The sequence below is a fragment of the Staphylococcus sp. AntiMn-1 genome, assembly GCF_001663395.1.
Taxonomy (GTDB): domain Bacteria; phylum Bacillota; class Bacilli; order Staphylococcales; family Staphylococcaceae; genus Staphylococcus; species Staphylococcus equorum.
On record NZ_CP012968.1, the window covers coordinates 2,430,643 to 2,449,500 of the forward strand.

An 18,858-nucleotide genomic window follows, 5' to 3' on the forward strand; every position below is an offset into this window, starting at 1 on the left:
GGAATTAGAATGAAAATAGCAATTGGTGCGGACCATAATGGTTATGAATTAAAAGAAGCGGTTAAAGTTCATGTCGAACAATTAGGACATGAGGTAGAAGATTTTGGTTGTCATCAATGTGCAGAAACTGACTATCCAGATGTAGCTGCTGAAGTAGGTAAAAGCATTCAACAAGGACAAAACGAAAGAGGCATCTTAATTTGTGGTACGGGCATTGGCGTAGCAATCACCGCTAATAAACTCAAAGGCATTCGTGCAGCGCTTGCACATGATTATTACTCTGCAGAACGTGCACAATTAAGTAATAACGCACAAATTTTGACAATGGGCGCTCAAATTGTCGGCATAGAAGTCGCTAAAAAGAATGTTGAAGCTTATCTCAATGTAACTTGGGAAGGCGGTTCACAGCGTAAAGTGGATAAAATAGACCAAGTTGAAAATAATGAAAACAACTAAAATATAATTTGAAATCAATTCATATATTAAAAAAGCTCATTCCCAATCACAACAATTTGGGAATGAGCTTTTTATTGTTTAGAGAGGAAATGAGTGATATTTATTTTGTAAAAATAAAAGCATCATACTTTAAAAGATAACATTGTACAAATCAATAACATGTAATAAATTGATTGCAAGTATATAACATGAATTAAAATAATTAATGTAAATGATATGTCTGAAAAATGACAATTAATAATTAATATTGTGAATAAACTTTGAATTTAATATGATGAGAAGTACAAGACATAAGTAGGGGATTTGTCGTGCAACTGTCTATAAGATTTCCTAAAGCGACGATGTCTATATTTTTCATCACTATAATCATAGTGTTTATGGCATTAACGCAACAAGTATCAGCACATGCTACACTTGAAAAAGCAACGCCAAATGCGAACAGCGTTGTAAATGAACAACCAGGAGAAATTGAACTACAATTTAATGAACCAGTACACGCACAATATTCGAGTGTGCAAATTTTTGATGACACTGGAAGTGAAATTGCTGAAGTGAAACCGAGTACAACAGGTTCTTCACAGACATTATCATTTCCTGTGGATGAGTTAGAAAAAGGAACACATAATGTAAAATGGCAAACAATGTCAGCAGATGGTCACGAGATAAGCGATACGTTTGAATTTTCAATCGGTAAAGAAACTGCTAATGGAATTGATACGACACCACCATTTTATGAAAAAGCAGATTTTTGGTTTGGAGCATTACGCTTTATAACTGAAGGACTCATTATTACATTATCAGGGCTATTTCTAGTAAATCAATTGGCAAGTAGAAAAGGGTTATTACCATTTCAGTCTAATCAATATATTAAACCTATTGTATGGATGCTTATGATGCTATCAGTAATGACTGCTTTAGTTTATATGATGACACTTTCTTCAGATGTTGTTTCTGATGTATTATCATTACAAACAGCAGCGCTAATACAAGTGCCATTTGTCTTAACGATGCTGGCCATTATAGTATTGTTAGGGCTATTTACATTGAAACACATGTCACAGAGTTGGTATGTATTCATAACAATATTAATGCTAATCACATTGAGTATGTCTGGACACGCATGGTCTCAAAGCGTGCCTATTTGGTCGATTTTAATTAGAACAGTACATATAGGAGGGATGTCACTTTGGTTAGGTGCATTGATTTATTTACTCCTTGTCATACGTGCGAAATCAAATCAGAGTAGCCATGATATCAGAGCATTTTTATTGAAATTAAATACGATTGCAGTAGCACTTATTATAATTTCTGGCGTATTGATGTCTATAGACCAAACAAATATATTAGCTATTTGGACTAATATACAAACATGGAGTGCATTGCTCATCGTTAAAGTGGTATTAACGCTCATCATGATGACACTAGGATTTTATCAAACGACACGAGCGTTAGGAAAACAACACCGCGCAAATAAAGTAACATTGTATATTGAATTAATTATGGGAATTATATTGATATTAGTTGGTGTAATTATGAGTCAAATCAATATTCCAGGATAAAGGGAGATAAAAATTATGTTTAAACAAATTATGGCAGCAATCGTCGCATGTATCATTGCAGTGGGCTTTTCTAAAAGTGCAGATGCTCACGTAACGCTAAATCCAGATACGAGTGAACCGGGTTCATATGAAAAGTATGATGTCAGAGTTCCAGTCGAAAAAGATGCAAATACGACTAAAATTGAATTAAAAGTACCGAAAGAACTTACAGTAGTTGGTGTTGAACCTAATGAACAATTTGATCATAAATTAAATAAAGATGATGATGGTAATATTACGAAAATTACTTGGACGGCAAAAGATAAAGGCATTGGCCCAAATGAATTCATCGATTTACCAATCCAAGTTTCGAACCCTGAAAAAGAAGGCGAATTTAAATGGGATGCTTACCAAACATACGATGATGGTGAAACTGTTAAATGGACAGGAGATGAAGATGCAGAAAAACCTGCACCTATTACTAAAGTAGCTAAGGGGAACGAAGATACTGCTGGAAGCAGTCAATCTAGTAATGGCCCAATAGCACTATGGATTGTATCTATTGTTGCAATCATTTTGTCGTTAGTAGCAATCTTTAAAAAGACAGCTAAATAAAATAGGTGTATAAAGTTATTTAATAAAATAAATAAAAAGACGAGTCATCTTAAAAATATGACTTGTCTTTTTAATGAGTAAGTTTGTTGAATTGTCACTGTAATTTTTTAAAAAATATCCTATAATAGCAATAAGGAGGAGTCTCGATGCGCAGAATATTGTATGCTTTTTTAGTCTATACAATCTTAGGTTTACTAAGTGGGTTTTATTATCGTGAATTAACATTAGCGTATGATTTTACTGGTGAAACGCAACTTGTAGTTGTACACACACATACGTTGATATTAGGCATGTTTATGCATCTTATTTTATTACCTGTAACAAAAGTCTTTAATTTAAGTAGTTATTATCTATTTAATTGGTTCTACATTATATTTAACCTAGGTGTATTAACAACAATAGGGATGATGTTTACTAAAGGAACATATCAAGTCATAGGTAAAACAGTACCAGAATCATTTGCAGGATTTGCTGGTATCGGACATACAATTTTAACAGCAGGGTTTATTTTATTATTCTTCTTGTTAAAAGGTGCAATTATCAAAGATCCTAAAAATGAAAAATAAACTGTAATGCTACATTAAGTATGATCATAAATTTAAAAAGAATCTGGGAGATAAGTACATGTCCCAGATTCTTTTATTATATTAGCAGTGGCTGACTGAATTGAAAAAGCACTTCAGCTTTTATACGTCATTTCTAATCAGCTTTGCCGGGGTGGTTCCACTCCTTTATTTTCTAGATGAGAAACTTCGTTAATAAAGTATAATCTAAGAAAAATGACCGTATCGGTATATCCATTTTAAGTATACAAATTAATGAAAAAGGGACTGGAAATAACAGCGTTTCCATTGATAATCGTTATCATTTCAAGCATAATAGTATCAAGAGAAAAGATAGATTTTGGGAGGATTCATTATGAATGACGTTATAATTATTGGTGGTGGACCAGCAGGATTGTACGCAAGTTTCTATGCGGGTTTACGAGGTATGAGTGTTAGAATTATTGATATACAAGATAAACTTGGTGGGAAAATGCATGTTTACCCTGAAAAAATTATATGGGACATTGGCGGTTTAGCGCCTAAACCATGTGGCGAAGTAATTAAAGATACAGTTACACAAGGTTTACATTTTAATCCTGAAGTCAATTTGGAAGAACGTGTCTTAGACATTAGAAAAATAGCGGAACAACATTTTGAAATTGAAACGGATAAGCATAATATTTATGACGCCAAATCTGTCATCATTGCAATAGGCGGTGGTATTATTAATCCTAAGCAATTAGATATCAAAGATGCAGAGCGCTATAAACTAACGAATTTACATTATGTAGTACAATCATTGAAAAAGTTTAAAAATAAAAACGTATTGATTTCAGGCGCTGGGAATTCTGCATTAGATTGGGCAAATGATTTAAGTGGTTATGCCAAAAGTGTCACACTTATTTATCGTAAAGCAGATATTAAAGGCTATGAGGCAATGAAAGATGTGTTGGATAAATTAGAAGTTGAAAAATTACCTAACACACATATTCATCAACTTATTGGTGATTCTACACAAACTAAAATTGAACAGGTTATTTTAGAAAATACAGAAACGAAAGAACAAATTGCTAAAACATTTGATGAAGTGATTATTAGTCATGGCTTTGATCATGAAAATACATTACTAGAAGAATCTTCAACTCAAGTTGATATGTTTAACGAATATAGTATTAAAGGTTTTGGCAATACATCTACGAGTATTGAAGGGCTGTATGCATGTGGTGATATTATCTATCACGAGGCAAAAGCACATCTTATTGCTAGTGCATTTAGTGATGCAGCTAATGCCGCAAACTTAGCTAAATTATATGTCGAGCCTAAAGCCGCACCTGAGGGTTATGTATCTAGTCACAATGATGTGTTTAAAGAATCAAATAAAGTGGTTATGAAAAAATATCTATAAAACAAAAGTAAGCTAAGAAGCTATGTGATATGGTAAATGTTACATAGTGTTTTTTTAGGAGTTGTTCGTAAATGATAGAAATAAAGCATAAGGCCCCAGCAGTTTCAGAGTATCGAAATTTACGCAAAATAGCAGGATTGAGTGAGAAATCACAAAAAGCAGCAGCAAAAGGTTTAGCTAATGCTTGTTTTGATGTATCAATTTATGATAATCAATTGCTTATTGCCATGGGTAGGGTAATTGGCGATGGTGGGACAGCGTTTCAAATTATTGATATAGCTGTTAATCCTAATTATCAAGGGCAAGGCTATGGCAAGTTGATTATGACAAATATTATGGCGTACATTTCTGCTGAAGCTGAACAAGGCACATATGTCAGTTTAATTGCTGACTATCCAGCAGATCAGCTATATGCACAATACGGTTTTATAACGACAGAACCGCATTCGGCAGGGATGTATCGAAAATATTAAAATATAATAAAGTTGGCTCAGCTAATAACATAAAAACACTTTCGTTGAATACATTTTAATATGTATTCAACGAAAGTGTTTTTCTATGAAAAGAGCCACTTATTCACTAAATTTTAATATATTTATTTCTTTTTCCTTAATATGATGAATAATTTTTTATTTGAAAAATGTTATTGATTTGTGCCTACTCCTTACTAGCTAATAAAGCAAAAGCCGATACAGGATGAAGTTGTGCACACAAAAAACGCGAACAAAAAAGCTGACGACAAAATCGTAAGATTTTGTCGTCAGCTATGAGGTGAAACTGATGTCAGCGTTTTTATATAATGAAATTATTTTGTTTCATTTATATTTGCTTCGTTTGCATTTGTTCTAGTACGTAATTCCGCTTCAATTTCTTCTAAGCTACGTCCACGAGTTTCTGGTAAGTATTTAATAACAAAGATTAAAGCTACAATACCAACAGCTGCGAATATTAAGAATACTTGTTCTACTGGTAATACTTCAGTCAAGAGTGGGAAGAATTGTGCAACTAATAAACTACCAATTGACAATACTAATGCTGCCAGACCCGTTGCTGCACCACGTGCACGCATTGGGAATAATTCTGGTAACATAACCCATAGTACTGGTCCCCAAGTGAAACCAAAGAATATAATAAATAGAGTTAAACAAGCAACAATAATCCAAGCTGATGATTGAATTCCCATTGACCATATTAAGATAGCCATGATTAATAATGAAGCAACCATACCGATATTACCGATAATTAATAGACGTTTACGGTCAATTTTATCAATAATATTAATAGCGACAATTGTAACTACCACGTTCACTGCACCGATGCCGACTGTACCTAAAATAGAAGTAGCATCTCCTAATCCAGCTTTACTAAAAATAGTAGGTGCATAGTAAATGATCGCGTTAATACCTATGATTTGTTGAAGTAAGGCAAACACACAACCAATTAACAGAGTAGGTCTTAACCAAGCTGATTTTAAGACATTCCAAGTGCTGTCTGAAACCTTGTTGATTTCTTTCATATCAGCAATTTCCTTATCTATTTCATTATGTTTAAATGTTAATTTCATAACGTCTCGAGCAGCTTTTTCGCTTCGATGTTCAAGTAACCATCTTGGACTTTCAGGCATAAATGCTACACCGATAAGCAAGATGATAGAAGGTACAATAGCAAGACCTAACATCCATCTCCAGCCTTCAATTGGTGTGAAAGCGTAGTTGATTAAATATGATGATAAAATACCAATTGTAATCATTAATTGGTTTAATGAACTTAATGATCCACGTTGTTCTGTTGGTGCCATTTCAGATAAGTATACTGGAACGATTGCGGTAGAACCACCAACGGCTAAACCAATAACTAGACGACCAAGCACTAAGATTTGCATTGATGGTGCTAATGCTAGTATTAATGCTCCGACAATGTAAATGATTGCTATGATAAACACAACACGTCTACGTCCAAGTCTGTCGGACATTGGTCCACTCGCTCCCGAACCAACAATTGCCCCAACGAGCATAGATGAAACGACTAAACCTTCTGTAAAACTATTTAAAGGAATATCATCTTTTATAAATAATAAAGCACCAGATATGACTCCCATGTCATAACCGTAGAGTAATCCACCTAAGGCACCAAGGAAAAAGATGAGTTTCTTATTTATTTTCATTCCCAAACCCTCCTGATTTAATTCGATAGATATAAGTATACGCTTTCATATATTGGTTGTAAATATTAAAGTATAAGATTTTTATTAATTCATATGTGTTTATATCAAACGGAATATTTTCTATATGTGAATAAAAATGAATTTATATTTAAAATGCAAAAACCCCTACTTCAAAATATGAATTGAAGTAGGGGTAAGAAATTATTGTTTTACTATGCTTCGAAATCTATTACGATACGGCCAGAATTGTTATGTTCAAGGACTTTTTTAATACTATCTTCGATATGGCTAAATTTGATTACTTGTTTAATTTCGTGTAAATGATCTGGTTTTAAGTCTCTAGCTAATCGACGCCAGATATGTTTACGTTGTTTCATTTCAGTATAAACTGAATCAATACCTATAATACTAGTACCTCTTAATATGAAAGGAAATACTGAACTATCAAATTTATGACCACCAGTCATACCGATTACTGCGATACTTCCATTATAATCTATTTGTTTGATAATCTGAGATAAGCTTTCGCCACCTACAGGATCAATTGCTCCTTGCCAAGTACGTTTGCCAAGGAGTTTATTATCAGTTTCGCTAATACGAGGTATAACTTCTTTTGCGCCGAGTGATTTAAGTTTTTCTTCAACACCTGATTTACCTGTGCTCGCTACAACATCAAAGCCAATAGAATCTAACATCATAACAGCAAGTGTTCCAACACCACCTGTAGCACCACGTACAAGTACGTCATCTTTTTCAACTGAAAGTCCGTTACGCTCTAATTTCTCTATTGCTAATCCTGCTGTATAACCCGCTGTTCCGTAAATCATAGCCTCTTCCAGTGTTAAATCTTTAGGTAATGGCACGATCCATTCTTCTTTGACACGAGCATATTCACTAAATCCACCATAATGACTGCTCCCTAAATCGTAACCAGTTACGATTACTTCTTCGCCAGGTTCGAATGCGTGCGTATCAGAATGTTCTATTACACCTGCTAAATCAATACCTGGAACCATTGGATAAGTATTAACAACTTTTGAATTTTCAACCGTTGCTAATGCATCTTTATAATTGATACCTGAGTACTTAACCTTAATCAGCACTTCACCTTCTGGAAGGTCATCTATAGTTATATCTTTAAATTGATTTGTTACTTTGCCGTCCTGTTCGTCGACCACAAAAGCTTTAAATGATTCAGTCATTGCCTTAGGGCACTCCCTTATGTATATATTTATGCACAATTAAAAAACTAGAATCAACTTTATCACGTAATTGCAAATTACACAATAAGGCTAGACATAAGGTTTTAGAAGTAAGCGCTTCAAAGTCAAAAACTTTTGGTTTTGTTACAAGATGAGAATTATTGTAAATATACTCTTGCGAAAATGGCGGAATTATGAAAAATTTATAGTAAAATTATCCTAGTTTTAGTATAATAAATAACAAATATTAATAGAAATAGAGGTGGAATCATGACCCACTGTATTGAACATGTTAAACAATCTGAAGTTAACATGTTGAGAGATTTGTGTATGACAACGTTTAGAACAACATTTGAGGAGGGAGAATATTCTGAGGAAGATTTCAAACATTACTTTAATGAAGCATATGCTGTCGAACAACTAAAAAAAGAGTTACTAAATAAAAATTCATTCACTTACTTTTATAAAGAGAATAATAAAGTTATTGGCTATTTTAAATTGAATATTAATGAGGCTCAAACGGAAGCTATGGGTAATGAATATCTTGAACTACAACGTATTTATTTTTTACCTCAAGCGCAAGGTAGTGGTAAAGGTAAAAGTGTCTTTGATTTTGCAGTGGCTAAAGCAAAAGATTTGAACAAATCAAAGCTTTGGTTAGGTGTATGGGAACATAATACGCAAGCTTATCGATTTTATCAAAAACAAGGGCTTGCAGTGACTGGAGAACATCAATTTTATACAGGTTCTATTATCGATACGGATTTAATTATGGAGAAATATTTATAAATATCATGAATAGGATCAAATAAATTAATGGAATAATTAAGTAACAATTTAAATATTGTAAATTAAGTTAACTAATAAACTGATAATAATGTAAATTAAAGTATTGAAATTTTTAGTTCTCATTAAATTTATATTTTCTTTAAAAAGAATTTTGACAAAAGATGTTTATTTTTAAATTTATAGTGAATAACATACTAATTCTCATCTAACTTATTGGCAAATTAATACATATGGCTAAACTATTAAGTTATGAGTATTAAAACATAAGGAGGTTTTCTATATGAAAAAATTATTAGCAGGGGCGCTGACACTATCTTTAGCTTTAGCTGCTTGTTCAAATGGTGGCGATGACGAAAGTAATAATAAAGACGATAGTTCAGATGACAAAAAAACTAGCGAAGACCAATCAAAAGATTCTAAGAATGATGACAAGAAGAGCGATGATAGCTCTGACAAAGATTCAGACAGTAAATCTGGTGACAGCAATTCAAGTGATGATGATAGTTCTGATAGCAACAGTAATAGTGACTCAGATAGTAATAGTTCATCAAGCGACAGTGGAAATGCTTCAGATAGCAATGATTCAAATTCAAATGATAGTAATGGCGCTAACAGTTCTAATAGTGGCGATAGTGCTAATAGTTCAAGTGATGCAAATTCTAATAGCAATGCAGCTAACAGTGGTAGTAACGCTAATGGTTCTGCAGATAGTGCAAATGCAAACGGTGCAAATGGTAATGCGAATGCAAACAATGATGCATCAAACAATGCGAATACAAACAATGGAAACAATGGTACAGCAAATTCAGGGACATCAGAATATGTACCACCGTACCAAGGACAAAATGCGGTTCCAGTTTCACAAAATATTTCGTCAGGAACTGTTGATAATCAAGCCGCATTACAGAATTTACCTAACTTCCAAAACTCATTAAATAATGCAATGGCAGAAGTTAACTCAATTAATGGTCAATCTAATCCTTATAATGATTATGCCATTGAAGGAAGCGAAGGTAATTATAGTTATATCTTTAGTTTCCAAAATCAAGCTGAACCAGGAACATACGCAATTGCTACAGTAGATCAACAAGGAACTGTACGAGTTGTAGATCCAGCTTATCATCAATAATAAATTGAAGTAGTAATCATACACACAAAAAATAGGCTAGGAGCTCTCATTACTGTAATGAGGTTTCTTAGCCTTTTTATTATATGATTAACGATATTTCTATATTAGTTATATGTTTTATTACACTTTTTAATAATATGAGACAGTGTTTCAAAAGCATGATTATCTTTATTGATAAAGGGATTGGAATGAATCTCTGTCATTTGATGACTAATTAAATCATTTAACAAAGCCTTAGCATCACTATATCTAACAGTAGCTAATGAATGCATAACTTCATCATAAACTCCACGTTCAGCAATGTATTTAGCGTGATTTGGTGTGTACTGACACACAGTTTTATTAATTGTTAATGCATCAAAAATAATAGAAGAATAGTCTGTGAGTACAATGTCTGAAACTAATAATAAGTCTTGAACTTCTATATGTGGCGGTGCAAGAATTGCATTTTCAGGAATATAAGAAGCTTGATCTTCAATATGTCCTTTAAATATAACATTATATTTATTGAGTAATCCGTCACTAATAGGTAATAGATCTGAATCATCTTGGTGAGATTTCCATGTTGGCGCATAAAGTAAAGTTTCTTTTTCAGGGTCTAACTTCAATTCTCGTTTAATAAAAGAAATATAATGGTGATCCGTTTGTTTATCTAGCAAATATCTGATTCTAGGATAACCACAGTTTAAAATATGTGTTTGTTGTTGTGGAAAAGCAGATTTGAAATATTCAATAATGGATTCACTATCGCATACAAAATAATCTTGTTGTAACCACTTATTGTATTTACGTGCTCGGTAATTGTAAATATTTAGATTTTGTGATGGTTCATTACTATCTAAAAACAGTTTTTTAATAGGTGTACCGTGCCAAAGCTGAATAATAGTTCCATTAGGTTTTAGTGTATCAGGAATATTACTTTCTAATATCACTACACATGCGCTTTCTATAAGATCTTTTGCTTTTGGATCATCTGGCTTGATGAAGTTTGGACCATTGACATCATCGGTTATAAAATATATCGGTAATTTTGAAAAATGTTTAGCAAAATGATTGAACAAGTAACGAGAGTTACCTCTAAAACCATAATCAAAGCCTAAGAATACAATATGATTTTTAACTTTTGATGGATTTTTTTCATATATATAGCTTTTCTCTCGATGCTTTTTAACTGACTGGCGTTGCACAATATTGAAAAGCCAATGGGGCATTTTGAAACCTGTAGCATTCAACCATTTATCAGTAAAACGCATTTGTTCAGGCGCCAATGTTTCTTTCGTTTTAAATGGAAGCCCATGTTTATGTTCATATGCCAATTTATTTAAATTAAATTTTGTCGTATTCAATGGTGTCAGTTGGTGTATATCCTTCCATATCTTGCTACTTGTAGTAAATGACTGACTGAAATCAAAAATGACATGACTGTCAGTAACAACATCATCTTGCAATAGTGATATTAAAGCTAAATCAAATAAATTTTGTATATTAAATTCATCTAAAATACGCTGCGTTGTTTCTATATGGAAAATGATGTTTGGATAGTGATTAATATTTTCTACCCAGTCATTAAATGAAATCTCTAATTTACCAAAATAACGACAATCATTTATGTATTGTTGGTTAACCGTATAGTCAGATACAATCGTGCAAGGCTTCAAATTAACTGCCTCAATCATATTTTGGTGTATTTTTATACTGTTGTTAATTACAACAAAATGTGTATAATCTTCTAGTGTTGCTTTTTTTAGTTGAGTTTCTAAATGTTGCCACTCAACTAATTCAATTTGTTTTATCATTAATATCCCTCTACTTAATCATTATTGTTACTATTTTACCACGGAGTGCACTTGAGATAAATGAATCCCTTGCAGAGCAGGTTTTAAAATTTTAAACTTCGTGTTACGCTAGAAAAAAATAATGAAAGTTTTAAAAAGTATATTGTATTTAATACAGAAAATGTTATAATTTCATTGTGAAAAAAATCACAATAACGAACTATGTCAATATAAATTTAAATAGAAAGAAGTAGTGAAGCAAATGTTTGTAGAAACTTTTAACCCCTTTAACAATGTATTAGTCTCATCTATCATTGCAGCGATTCCTATTATTTTATTCTTGTTATGCTTAACTGTATTTAGAATGAAAGGGATATATGCGTCAATTACTACTGTAGTCGTTACATTAATCATTGCAATATTGTGTTTTAAACTACCAGTAAGTATTGCTTCTGGTGCAGTTGTCGAAGGATTTTTCCAAGGTATCATACCTATTGGTTATATTGTTATCATGGCAGTATTATTATATAAAGTTACAACTGAAACAGGGCAGTTCCAAACTATCCAAGATAGTATATCTAGTATTTCACAAGACCAACGTATCCAATTATTACTTATTGGTTTTGCGTTTAATGGATTCTTAGAAGGTGCTGCAGGTTTTGGTGTACCAATTGCAATATGTGCTCTTTTACTTACTCAACTTGGTTTCGCTCCATTACAAGCAGCGATGCTATGTTTAATTGCAAATGCTACAGCAGGGGCGTTTGGTGCGATTGGTTTACCTATCACTGTAATTAACACTTTAGGATTACCAGAAGATATTACAGGTATGGCAGTATCACAAATGTCTACGCTCACTTTATTCATTATGAATATGGCAGTACCATTCCTATTAATATGGATTATTGATGGTTTCAAAGGTATTAAAGAAACATTGCCAGCCATCTTAATTGTAAGTATTACTTATACAGTATTACAGGCTGTAATTACATTATTTGTTGGACCTGAATTAGCAGATATTATTCCACCATTAGGTGCAATGTTGGCATTAGCTTTATTTTCTAAAAAATTCCAACCAAAACATATCTTTAGAATTAATAAAGAAGAAAAACCACAAGAAATTGACCAACATAAAGCGAAAGAAATTGTTTATGCATGGAGCCCGTTTTTCATTTTAACAGTATTTGTAATGATATGGAGTGCACCAAACTTCAAAGCACTGTTTGAGCCAGGTGGCGCATTAGAAGCGTTCGTCTTTAACATCACATTGCCGGGTACTTATAGTGAGATTGCAAATAAAGCAATTAGTCTTCCATTAAACATAATTGGTCAAACAGGTACAGCCATTCTTTTAGTAATAATTATTACTATTTTAATGTCTAAACGTGTTGGTTTTGCTGATGGTGGTCGACTATTTAAACTTTCATTTAAAGAACTTTGGTTACCAATTATCACAATATGTTTTATCTTAGTAATTTCAAAACTTATGACGTATGCAGGATTAAGTAACGTAATTGGTGAAGGTATTGCAAAAACAGGCGCTATATTCCCATTACTATCTCCAATTTTAGGTTGGATTGGTGTCTTTTTAACTGGATCAGTGACAAATAATAATACGTTGTTTGCGCCGATTCAAGCAGCTGTTGCAAATAATATAGGAGCAAGTGGCGCATTACTCGTTTCTGCCAATACTGTTGGTGGTGTAGCAGCGAAACTTATATCTCCACAATCTATTGCAATCGCAACTGCATCTGTACAACAAGTTGGTAAAGAATCTCAATTGTTGAAAATGACATTACGCTATAGTATTGCGATGCTCGTCTTCATATGTATTTGGACATTTATCTTGAATTTCTTTATCTAGAAATAAATAATATTTAGCTGTCGACAGAGTTCAGACTTTGTTGGCAGTTTTTTTGTTTTACGTAGATAGCGCTAATTTATATAAATCTATAATTATTTGCCAAATCAAAGTTTTATCTTGTAGTCTTCGATGAAAGATTGACCCGAATCACGATAGATATTTAAATATAAAAAAGATGTTGGAGTATAAATTGATATGCTCCAACATCTTTTTTATTTTGAATTCAGCATATTTGAAAACTGTTGATAAACAGCCTCAGGTGAATAAGTAGCTACGGTCTTGAAACCATTTTCTATAAGGACTTGTTCTTTGAATTCTTGATTGATTAGTCTACGCAGTTTATTCGACAATTCAGTCACGTTCTTATGATCTATTAAATAACCATTCACGTTATTTTTAATAATAGAATCGGGCCCAGCGTTCCCACTAAAGCTTACTACAATATTACTTTGGTTCATGGCTTCTAAGATAACCATGCCGAAACCTTCGTTACGTGAAGGAACAACTGTAATTTCACTAATTGCCAATTGTTCATTTAATTGTTGCGTTGAACCTTGTAGTAAAACAATATCTGATAAGTCATATCGATCAATAAGTTGTTGTAATGCATCTCTTTCTTGTCCTTCTCCAAAGATGTGTACTTTATAGCCAAATTTTCTGACGATATGCTGAATGGGATTAATACTATCAATGAGTATGTCGAATCCTTTTTCATATTCTAAACGGCCAGCTGCAGTAATTATTTTTTCTTTTGTTTTATTAAGTCTAGGTTCATCTAAAATATTTGGAACAACATAAACAGGTGTTTGAATATAAGATTGATATTTAATTTTATCTACAGTAGTAAGTGTAGTCACTTTATCTAAAGTGGTATATGCATCAATGATTTCTTGTTGAAATGCTTCAGGATGGGCTTCAAAATTCATATGCTCCATGCCAATAGTTTCAATGTTGTTTTGTGCATATTTTGCAATCAATATATTAAAACTGGCTCTAGTCCCGATTAAAACGTCTGTATCAATTTTACGGATGGATTTAATCATCTTTTTCTCTATATAACGTGAAAACTGGTTTAAACCTGGTTCATTTTTTGAAAGTACTTTAGGTTTAGAAAATGAAGTGTATTTATTAATACGGTTAAAAAGTAAATTTTTGAAATTTTTAGGGTGCAACTGATAATTAATTAAAGGTTTTATAACGATAGAATCATGGAGTTCGAAATAAGGTTTTAAATCACCTTTAAATATAGAAATGATTTCGACTTTATGACCTTTTTTAGCCAGTGTATTAGCTAATTGTGAAATAGATTTTACAGTACCTCCCATGGCATAGATATTATGCATGAAAAAAGTGATTGATTTCATCGGAAAACCTCCAAATGTTTCTTAACTTAAATTAGAATTCATTATATCATGAAATGTATAATGTGTTTTTATTAGTAGTATCAAACTTATTTCAGTATTTAAAAAGCATTTTAACGTCTTTTTAGAAGATATAATAGATCTTTTAACTAACAGTTTGGTTAACACATATTAACAAAATTTGTGTAGAATTACTGAAAGCCCTTTTTTCATAGGGCGATTACGTATATAATTAGAGAAGTATAAAGATATATTTCGTTATTTTTACATTTTAATCAATAATAACGGCAAGGTTTTTTATTTTTTAGTTATAGAAAACGCTTCATCTACTTTTCTAAAAGGATAAAGATAACGTTTCTATAAACATATATAAAAGGGGGACTGTGTTTGTTATGAGCACAAAACATAGCAAAACAGATGTCATCTTAATCGGTGGCGGTATCATGAGTGCAACATTAGGAACTATATTAAAAGAACTCGCACCAGAGAAAGAGATTAAGATGTATGAAAGGTTATCTACGCCAGCAGAAGAAAGTTCTAATGGTTGGAACAATGCGGGTACGGGTCACTCTGCATTATGTGAGTTGAATTATACAAAAGAAAATAAAGATGGTTCAATAGATATAAATAAGGCTGTAAAAATTAATGAACAATACCAAGTTACTAAACAATTTTGGAATTACTTAGTTAAACAAGGTCAACTTACGCAACCTGAAGCATTTATTAAGCCAGTACCTCACATGAGTTTTGTACAAGGTGTCCGTAATGTAGATTTCTTAAAAAGACGTGTAGACAGATTAAACAAAAATATTCTATTCAGTAATATGGAAATTACTGATAATAAAGATAAAATAGCTGATTGGGTACCATTGATGATGGAAGGTCGTACATCTCATGTACCAGTGGCAATGAGTTATGATAAAACTGGTACAGATGTTAACTTCGGTGCATTAACTAAAAAGTTATTTGAAAACTTAGAAGAAAAGCAAGTTGAATTAAATTATGAACATGAAGTACAAGATCTTAAACAACGTGAAGACGGTGTTTGGGAGATGAAAGTTAAAGATTTACAAACAGATATCGTGACATTTGTTGAAAGTGATTTCGTGTTCATCGGTGCTGGTGGTGCAAGTTTACAATTGCTACAAAAAACAGGTATTAAAGAATCGAAACATGTTGGTGGGTTCCCTGTAAGTGGCTTGTTCTTAGTATGTAAAGATGAATCAATTACAACGCAACATCTTGCTAAAGTATATGGAAAAGCTTCAGTAGGAGCACCACCAATGTCAGTACCACATTTAGACACACGTTACATAGATGGCAAACGTACAATATTATTTGGTCCATTTGCTGGATTTTCACCTAAATTCATGAAAACTGGTTCAAATATGGACTTAATTAAGTCTGTGAAACCAAACAACTTAATTACAATGCTGTCTGCAGGAATTAAAGAAATGAGTTTAACAAAATATTTAATTTCACAACTTACCCTTTCAAATGAAGAGCGTATGGAAGACTTACGTCAATTTGTTCCTAATGCTAAGAGTGAAGATTGGGAAATTGTTGTAGCTGGTCAACGTGTGCAAGTTATCAAAGATACAGAAAATGGTAAAGGAACATTGCAATTTGGTACCGAAGTTATAACTTCTGAAGACGGTTCATTGTCTGCATTGTTAGGTGCGTCGCCTGGTGCTTCTACAGCAGTAGATATCATGCTTGATATGCTTAAACGCTGCTATGGTGAAGAATTTAAACAATGGGAAGACAAAGTGAAAACAATGGTGCCTTCATATGGCATGAAACTATCAGATAATGAAGCACTTTATACGAAATTGAATGAAGAAATTACGAAAAATTTAAAAATAAATTAATATTGCTTTGGCATTGATATGATAATAAGCAATGAAAATAAGCGCACGGTTAATCTAGTATCATACTAGGCTAACCGTGCGCTTTTAATTTAACTTTTACGGATTTCGATAGAGAATGTAGTGCCCTTATTTTTTTCGCTTACTATGGATATCGTACCACCATGTAGTTCAAAAATGGTCTTAGCAATAGCAAGGCCTAAGCCATTACTATTGTCATGATTACTTGCTTTATAAAAACGTTCGAACAAACGTGATTGTGTTTCTTCAGTCATACCCTGACCATCGTCTGTAATTGTACACTTAATAGAATCTAAATCCTGCTTAAGTATAATATCTATTGTGCCGCCTTGAACTGAATATTTAATGGCATTTGTAATGAGGTTTTGGAATGCTTGATGTAATAAGCGTTCGTTACCAACCATTTTAATATTTTCTAAATCTGACATGATGATTAAATCTTTTTCATTGGCAGAAAATTGTTCATGGCGAATAATTTGTTTTAAAAGTTGATTAAGTGCAATGTGATCTTTAAATTCAAGATGTGCACCATTATCAATTTCGGATAACAATAAAAGTTCTTTTGTTAATTCGCTAAGTTGTGTAGTGATTTGGTAAATATCATCAATATAGCGCTTACGTTCCTGATCGCTCTTAGCAAATTTGAGCTGATCAAGTAGATGATGAACATGTGTCAATGGTGTTTTGATTTCATGAGAAACGTTCTGAACGAAATGTTGTCTCATATCATCTAATTGTTTTAATGAAAGTCTCATCTTATCAAATCGATATTGTAACGTGCCTAATTCATCTTTACGTGTGATTTTAATTGCTGTATCAAAATTGCCTTGCATAAGACGTTCTGTCGCGTTTTTCAATTGTTGAATGGGTTTGATTAATGTATAAGTTGAAGAAATAACTAGGATGATAGAGATAATGAGTAATAACGATATTAGTATCGCTAAGAATATTCTAAATTCACTAAATGTTTTACCGATATCAGGTCTCATGAAGACGGCATAGTTTTGACCTTCGGATTCAAAAGCAATACCTACTGTATTTTGAGTAGTATTTTCAAAAAAACCAGTAATAATAGGCGTGTAAGGTAAATTTTTAATACCATGATAATCTTTACCGTTTAATACACTTTGAACATCTTGTTGTGCTATATTATCTTTTCTGAATGCTTCACCATAGTATGTTCTTTTTCCATTTTCTGAAATAGTCATAATTTGGTAATTCATTTCACCTAAATGTTTGAAAAATGGTGGATGACTATCAATTTTTGATTCTTTTTGATATTCCATCGAATCTTTTAAAGTACGCATAATTTTTGCGTCATTATTTTCTTTCAAAAAATTATGATAAATAATATTTGTACATAAAAAACTGACTACTGCACTGAAGAGCATAACAACAATAGTATACACTGCAATGCGTGTATAGAGTGATTTAAACATGATCATCCACCTTATAACCCAATCCACGCACTGTATGAATTGTTACTGATGCTTCCAATTTTTCAAGCCTTTTTCTAAGGCGTTTAATATGAACATCGACAGTGCGCTCATCACCTTCATAATCAAATCCCCATATTTTTTCTATTAAATCATCACGATTAAAAACTTGTCTTGGATGAGAAGCAAGGATAAATAGCAATTGGAATTCTTTATTAGGCAAATTCATTGTTTTAGAATCTGTCTGTAATTCTAAATACGCTTGATTAAACGTCAGGTTGCCAATAGTAATTTCACTATTAGCATTAATGTTATAGCGCTTCAGCACAGCTTTAATTCTGAAAATGAGCTCTTTTACTTCGAAAGGTTTCGTGACATAGTCATCTGTGCCTGTTAAATAAGCTTGTTCTTTATCACTTAGCGCATCGCGCGCAGTTAACATGATAACTGGCATATCGTAATCTTCTTTTAAAATTTTACAGAGCTCAAAACCGCTCATGCCACCCATCATAATATCTACAATGGCAATGTCTACTAGATTTGATTCTAGATAGGACAGTGCGTCTTCAGCGCTTGATTGCGTAATTGTTTCTAATCCTTCACGACGAATATAATTAGAAACATACTCTAATATTTTTTTGTCATCATCGACAATAAGACAAGTTGTCATGGGCAATGTCTCCTTCTTTA

General features: G+C 32.5%; 16 protein-coding genes. 10 read left to right on the forward strand and 6 right to left on the reverse strand.

Features of this window, described 5'->3' with window-relative positions:
* The first annotated feature begins 9 nt into the window (after positions 1–9).
* The 6 genes from rpiB (at position 10) to AOB58_RS11675 (ending at position 5,032) form a co-directional block, all read left to right on the forward strand.
* On the forward strand, positions 10–456 hold the full coding sequence (rpiB, locus tag AOB58_RS11650; protein ID WP_002506830.1) for a ribose 5-phosphate isomerase B: 447 nt from the start codon (positions 10–12) through the stop codon (positions 454–456).
* Between the two features lie 308 nt (positions 457–764).
* A complete protein-coding gene (locus AOB58_RS11655; protein WP_081358296.1) occupies positions 765–2,015 on the forward strand; it encodes a copper resistance CopC/CopD family protein in 1,251 nt (416 codons plus the stop codon).
* Between the two features lie 15 nt (positions 2,016–2,030).
* Positions 2,031–2,609 (forward strand): YcnI family copper-binding membrane protein, encoded by a 579-nt coding sequence (locus tag AOB58_RS11660; RefSeq protein ID WP_064783474.1) that lies wholly within the window; start codon positions 2,031–2,033, stop codon positions 2,607–2,609.
* A gap of 146 nt (positions 2,610–2,755) precedes the next feature.
* Positions 2,756–3,175 (forward strand): DUF2871 domain-containing protein, encoded by a 420-nt coding sequence (locus AOB58_RS11665; RefSeq protein ID WP_002506833.1) that lies wholly within the window; start codon positions 2,756–2,758, stop codon positions 3,173–3,175.
* A 352-nt stretch (positions 3,176–3,527) separates the two neighbouring features.
* Entirely contained in the window at positions 3,528–4,559 is a 1,032-nt protein-coding gene (locus AOB58_RS11670) for an NAD(P)/FAD-dependent oxidoreductase (RefSeq protein ID WP_064783475.1), read from the forward strand.
* 71 nt (positions 4,560–4,630) lie between these two features.
* A complete protein-coding gene (locus AOB58_RS11675) occupies positions 4,631–5,032 on the forward strand; it encodes a GNAT family N-acetyltransferase (RefSeq protein WP_064783476.1) in 402 nt (133 codons plus the stop codon).
* A gap of 332 nt (positions 5,033–5,364) precedes the next feature.
* Here the strand turns inward: AOB58_RS11675 and AOB58_RS11680 are convergent, their stop codons facing one another.
* A complete protein-coding gene (locus AOB58_RS11680; protein WP_002506836.1) occupies positions 5,365–6,723 on the reverse strand; it encodes a glucose transporter GlcP in 1,359 nt (452 codons plus the stop codon).
* 212 nt (positions 6,724–6,935) lie between these two features.
* Entirely contained in the window at positions 6,936–7,925 is a 990-nt protein-coding gene (locus tag AOB58_RS11685; protein WP_064783477.1) for an acrylyl-CoA reductase family protein, read from the reverse strand.
* Positions 7,926–8,195: 270 nt separating this feature from the next.
* On the opposite strand from AOB58_RS11685, the gene AOB58_RS11690 reads away from it, so the two are divergent.
* Both AOB58_RS11690 and AOB58_RS11695 read left to right on the forward strand, forming a co-directional pair.
* On the forward strand, positions 8,196–8,714 hold the full coding sequence (locus tag AOB58_RS11690; protein WP_064783478.1) for a GNAT family N-acetyltransferase: 519 nt from the start codon (positions 8,196–8,198) through the stop codon (positions 8,712–8,714).
* A 280-nt stretch (positions 8,715–8,994) separates the two neighbouring features.
* Positions 8,995–9,843 (forward strand): hypothetical protein, encoded by an 849-nt coding sequence (locus AOB58_RS11695; protein WP_064783479.1) that lies wholly within the window; start codon positions 8,995–8,997, stop codon positions 9,841–9,843.
* Between the two features lie 104 nt (positions 9,844–9,947).
* Here the strand turns inward: AOB58_RS11695 and AOB58_RS11700 are convergent, their stop codons facing one another.
* The gene (locus AOB58_RS11700; RefSeq protein WP_021338485.1) at positions 9,948–11,639 is read right to left on the reverse strand and encodes a CDP-glycerol glycerophosphotransferase family protein; all 1,692 of its coding nucleotides are present in this window, start codon (positions 11,637–11,639) and stop codon (positions 9,948–9,950) included.
* A gap of 241 nt (positions 11,640–11,880) precedes the next feature.
* Here AOB58_RS11700 and AOB58_RS11705 point away from each other — a divergent pair, with 241 nt between their 5' ends.
* A complete protein-coding gene (locus AOB58_RS11705) occupies positions 11,881–13,482 on the forward strand; it encodes an L-lactate permease (protein WP_002506841.1) in 1,602 nt (533 codons plus the stop codon).
* A gap of 212 nt (positions 13,483–13,694) precedes the next feature.
* Here AOB58_RS11705 and AOB58_RS11710 read toward each other — a convergent pair whose 3' ends face one another.
* Positions 13,695–14,846: a glycosyltransferase family 4 protein gene (locus tag AOB58_RS11710; protein WP_021338484.1), complete on the reverse strand. Its 1,152-nt coding sequence runs from the start codon at positions 14,844–14,846 to the stop codon at positions 13,695–13,697.
* Between the two features lie 389 nt (positions 14,847–15,235).
* Here AOB58_RS11710 and mqo point away from each other — a divergent pair, with 389 nt between their 5' ends.
* Positions 15,236–16,714: a malate dehydrogenase (quinone) gene (mqo, locus tag AOB58_RS11715; protein ID WP_021338483.1), complete on the forward strand. Its 1,479-nt coding sequence runs from the start codon at positions 15,236–15,238 to the stop codon at positions 16,712–16,714.
* A gap of 89 nt (positions 16,715–16,803) precedes the next feature.
* Here the strand turns inward: mqo and AOB58_RS11720 are convergent, their stop codons facing one another.
* Together AOB58_RS11720 and AOB58_RS11725 are read right to left on the reverse strand one after the other, a co-directional pair.
* On the reverse strand, positions 16,804–18,171 hold the full coding sequence (locus AOB58_RS11720; RefSeq protein WP_064783480.1) for a sensor histidine kinase: 1,368 nt from the start codon (positions 18,169–18,171) through the stop codon (positions 16,804–16,806).
* The gene (locus tag AOB58_RS11725; RefSeq protein ID WP_064783481.1) at positions 18,164–18,838 is read right to left on the reverse strand and encodes a response regulator transcription factor; all 675 of its coding nucleotides are present in this window, start codon (positions 18,836–18,838) and stop codon (positions 18,164–18,166) included. Before AOB58_RS11725 ends, AOB58_RS11720 begins: the two co-directional genes overlap by 8 nt.
* Between the last annotated feature and the right edge of the window lie 20 nt (positions 18,839–18,858).

Bases quoted from the DNA above. Each gene is read 5' to 3' on its own strand.
- AOB58_RS11695 (WP_064783479.1), top strand. From the start codon at position 8,995: ATGAAAAAATTATTAGCAGGGGCGCTGACACTATCTTTAGCTTTAGCT.
- AOB58_RS11680 (WP_002506836.1), bottom strand. From the start codon at position 6,723: ATGAAAATAAATAAGAAACTCATCTTTTTCCTTGGTGCCTTAGGTGGA.
- AOB58_RS11675 (WP_064783476.1), top strand. From the start codon at position 4,631: ATGATAGAAATAAAGCATAAGGCCCCAGCAGTTTCAGAGTATCGAAAT.
- AOB58_RS11660 (WP_064783474.1), top strand. From the start codon at position 2,031: ATGTTTAAACAAATTATGGCAGCAATCGTCGCATGTATCATTGCAGTG.
- mqo (WP_021338483.1), top strand. From the start codon at position 15,236: ATGAGCACAAAACATAGCAAAACAGATGTCATCTTAATCGGTGGCGGT.
- AOB58_RS11705 (WP_002506841.1), top strand. From the start codon at position 11,881: ATGTTTGTAGAAACTTTTAACCCCTTTAACAATGTATTAGTCTCATCT.
- AOB58_RS11690 (WP_064783478.1), top strand. From the start codon at position 8,196: ATGACCCACTGTATTGAACATGTTAAACAATCTGAAGTTAACATGTTG.
- AOB58_RS11700 (WP_021338485.1), bottom strand. From the start codon at position 11,639: ATGATAAAACAAATTGAATTAGTTGAGTGGCAACATTTAGAAACTCAA.
- AOB58_RS11720 (WP_064783480.1), bottom strand. From the start codon at position 18,171: ATGTTTAAATCACTCTATACACGCATTGCAGTGTATACTATTGTTGTT.
- AOB58_RS11710 (WP_021338484.1), bottom strand. From the start codon at position 14,846: ATGAAATCAATCACTTTTTTCATGCATAATATCTATGCCATGGGAGGT.
- AOB58_RS11665 (WP_002506833.1), top strand. From the start codon at position 2,756: ATGCGCAGAATATTGTATGCTTTTTTAGTCTATACAATCTTAGGTTTA.
- rpiB (WP_002506830.1), top strand. From the start codon at position 10: ATGAAAATAGCAATTGGTGCGGACCATAATGGTTATGAATTAAAAGAA.
- AOB58_RS11685 (WP_064783477.1), bottom strand. From the start codon at position 7,925: ATGACTGAATCATTTAAAGCTTTTGTGGTCGACGAACAGGACGGCAAA.
- AOB58_RS11725 (WP_064783481.1), bottom strand. From the start codon at position 18,838: ATGACAACTTGTCTTATTGTCGATGATGACAAAAAAATATTAGAGTAT.
- AOB58_RS11670 (WP_064783475.1), top strand. From the start codon at position 3,528: ATGAATGACGTTATAATTATTGGTGGTGGACCAGCAGGATTGTACGCA.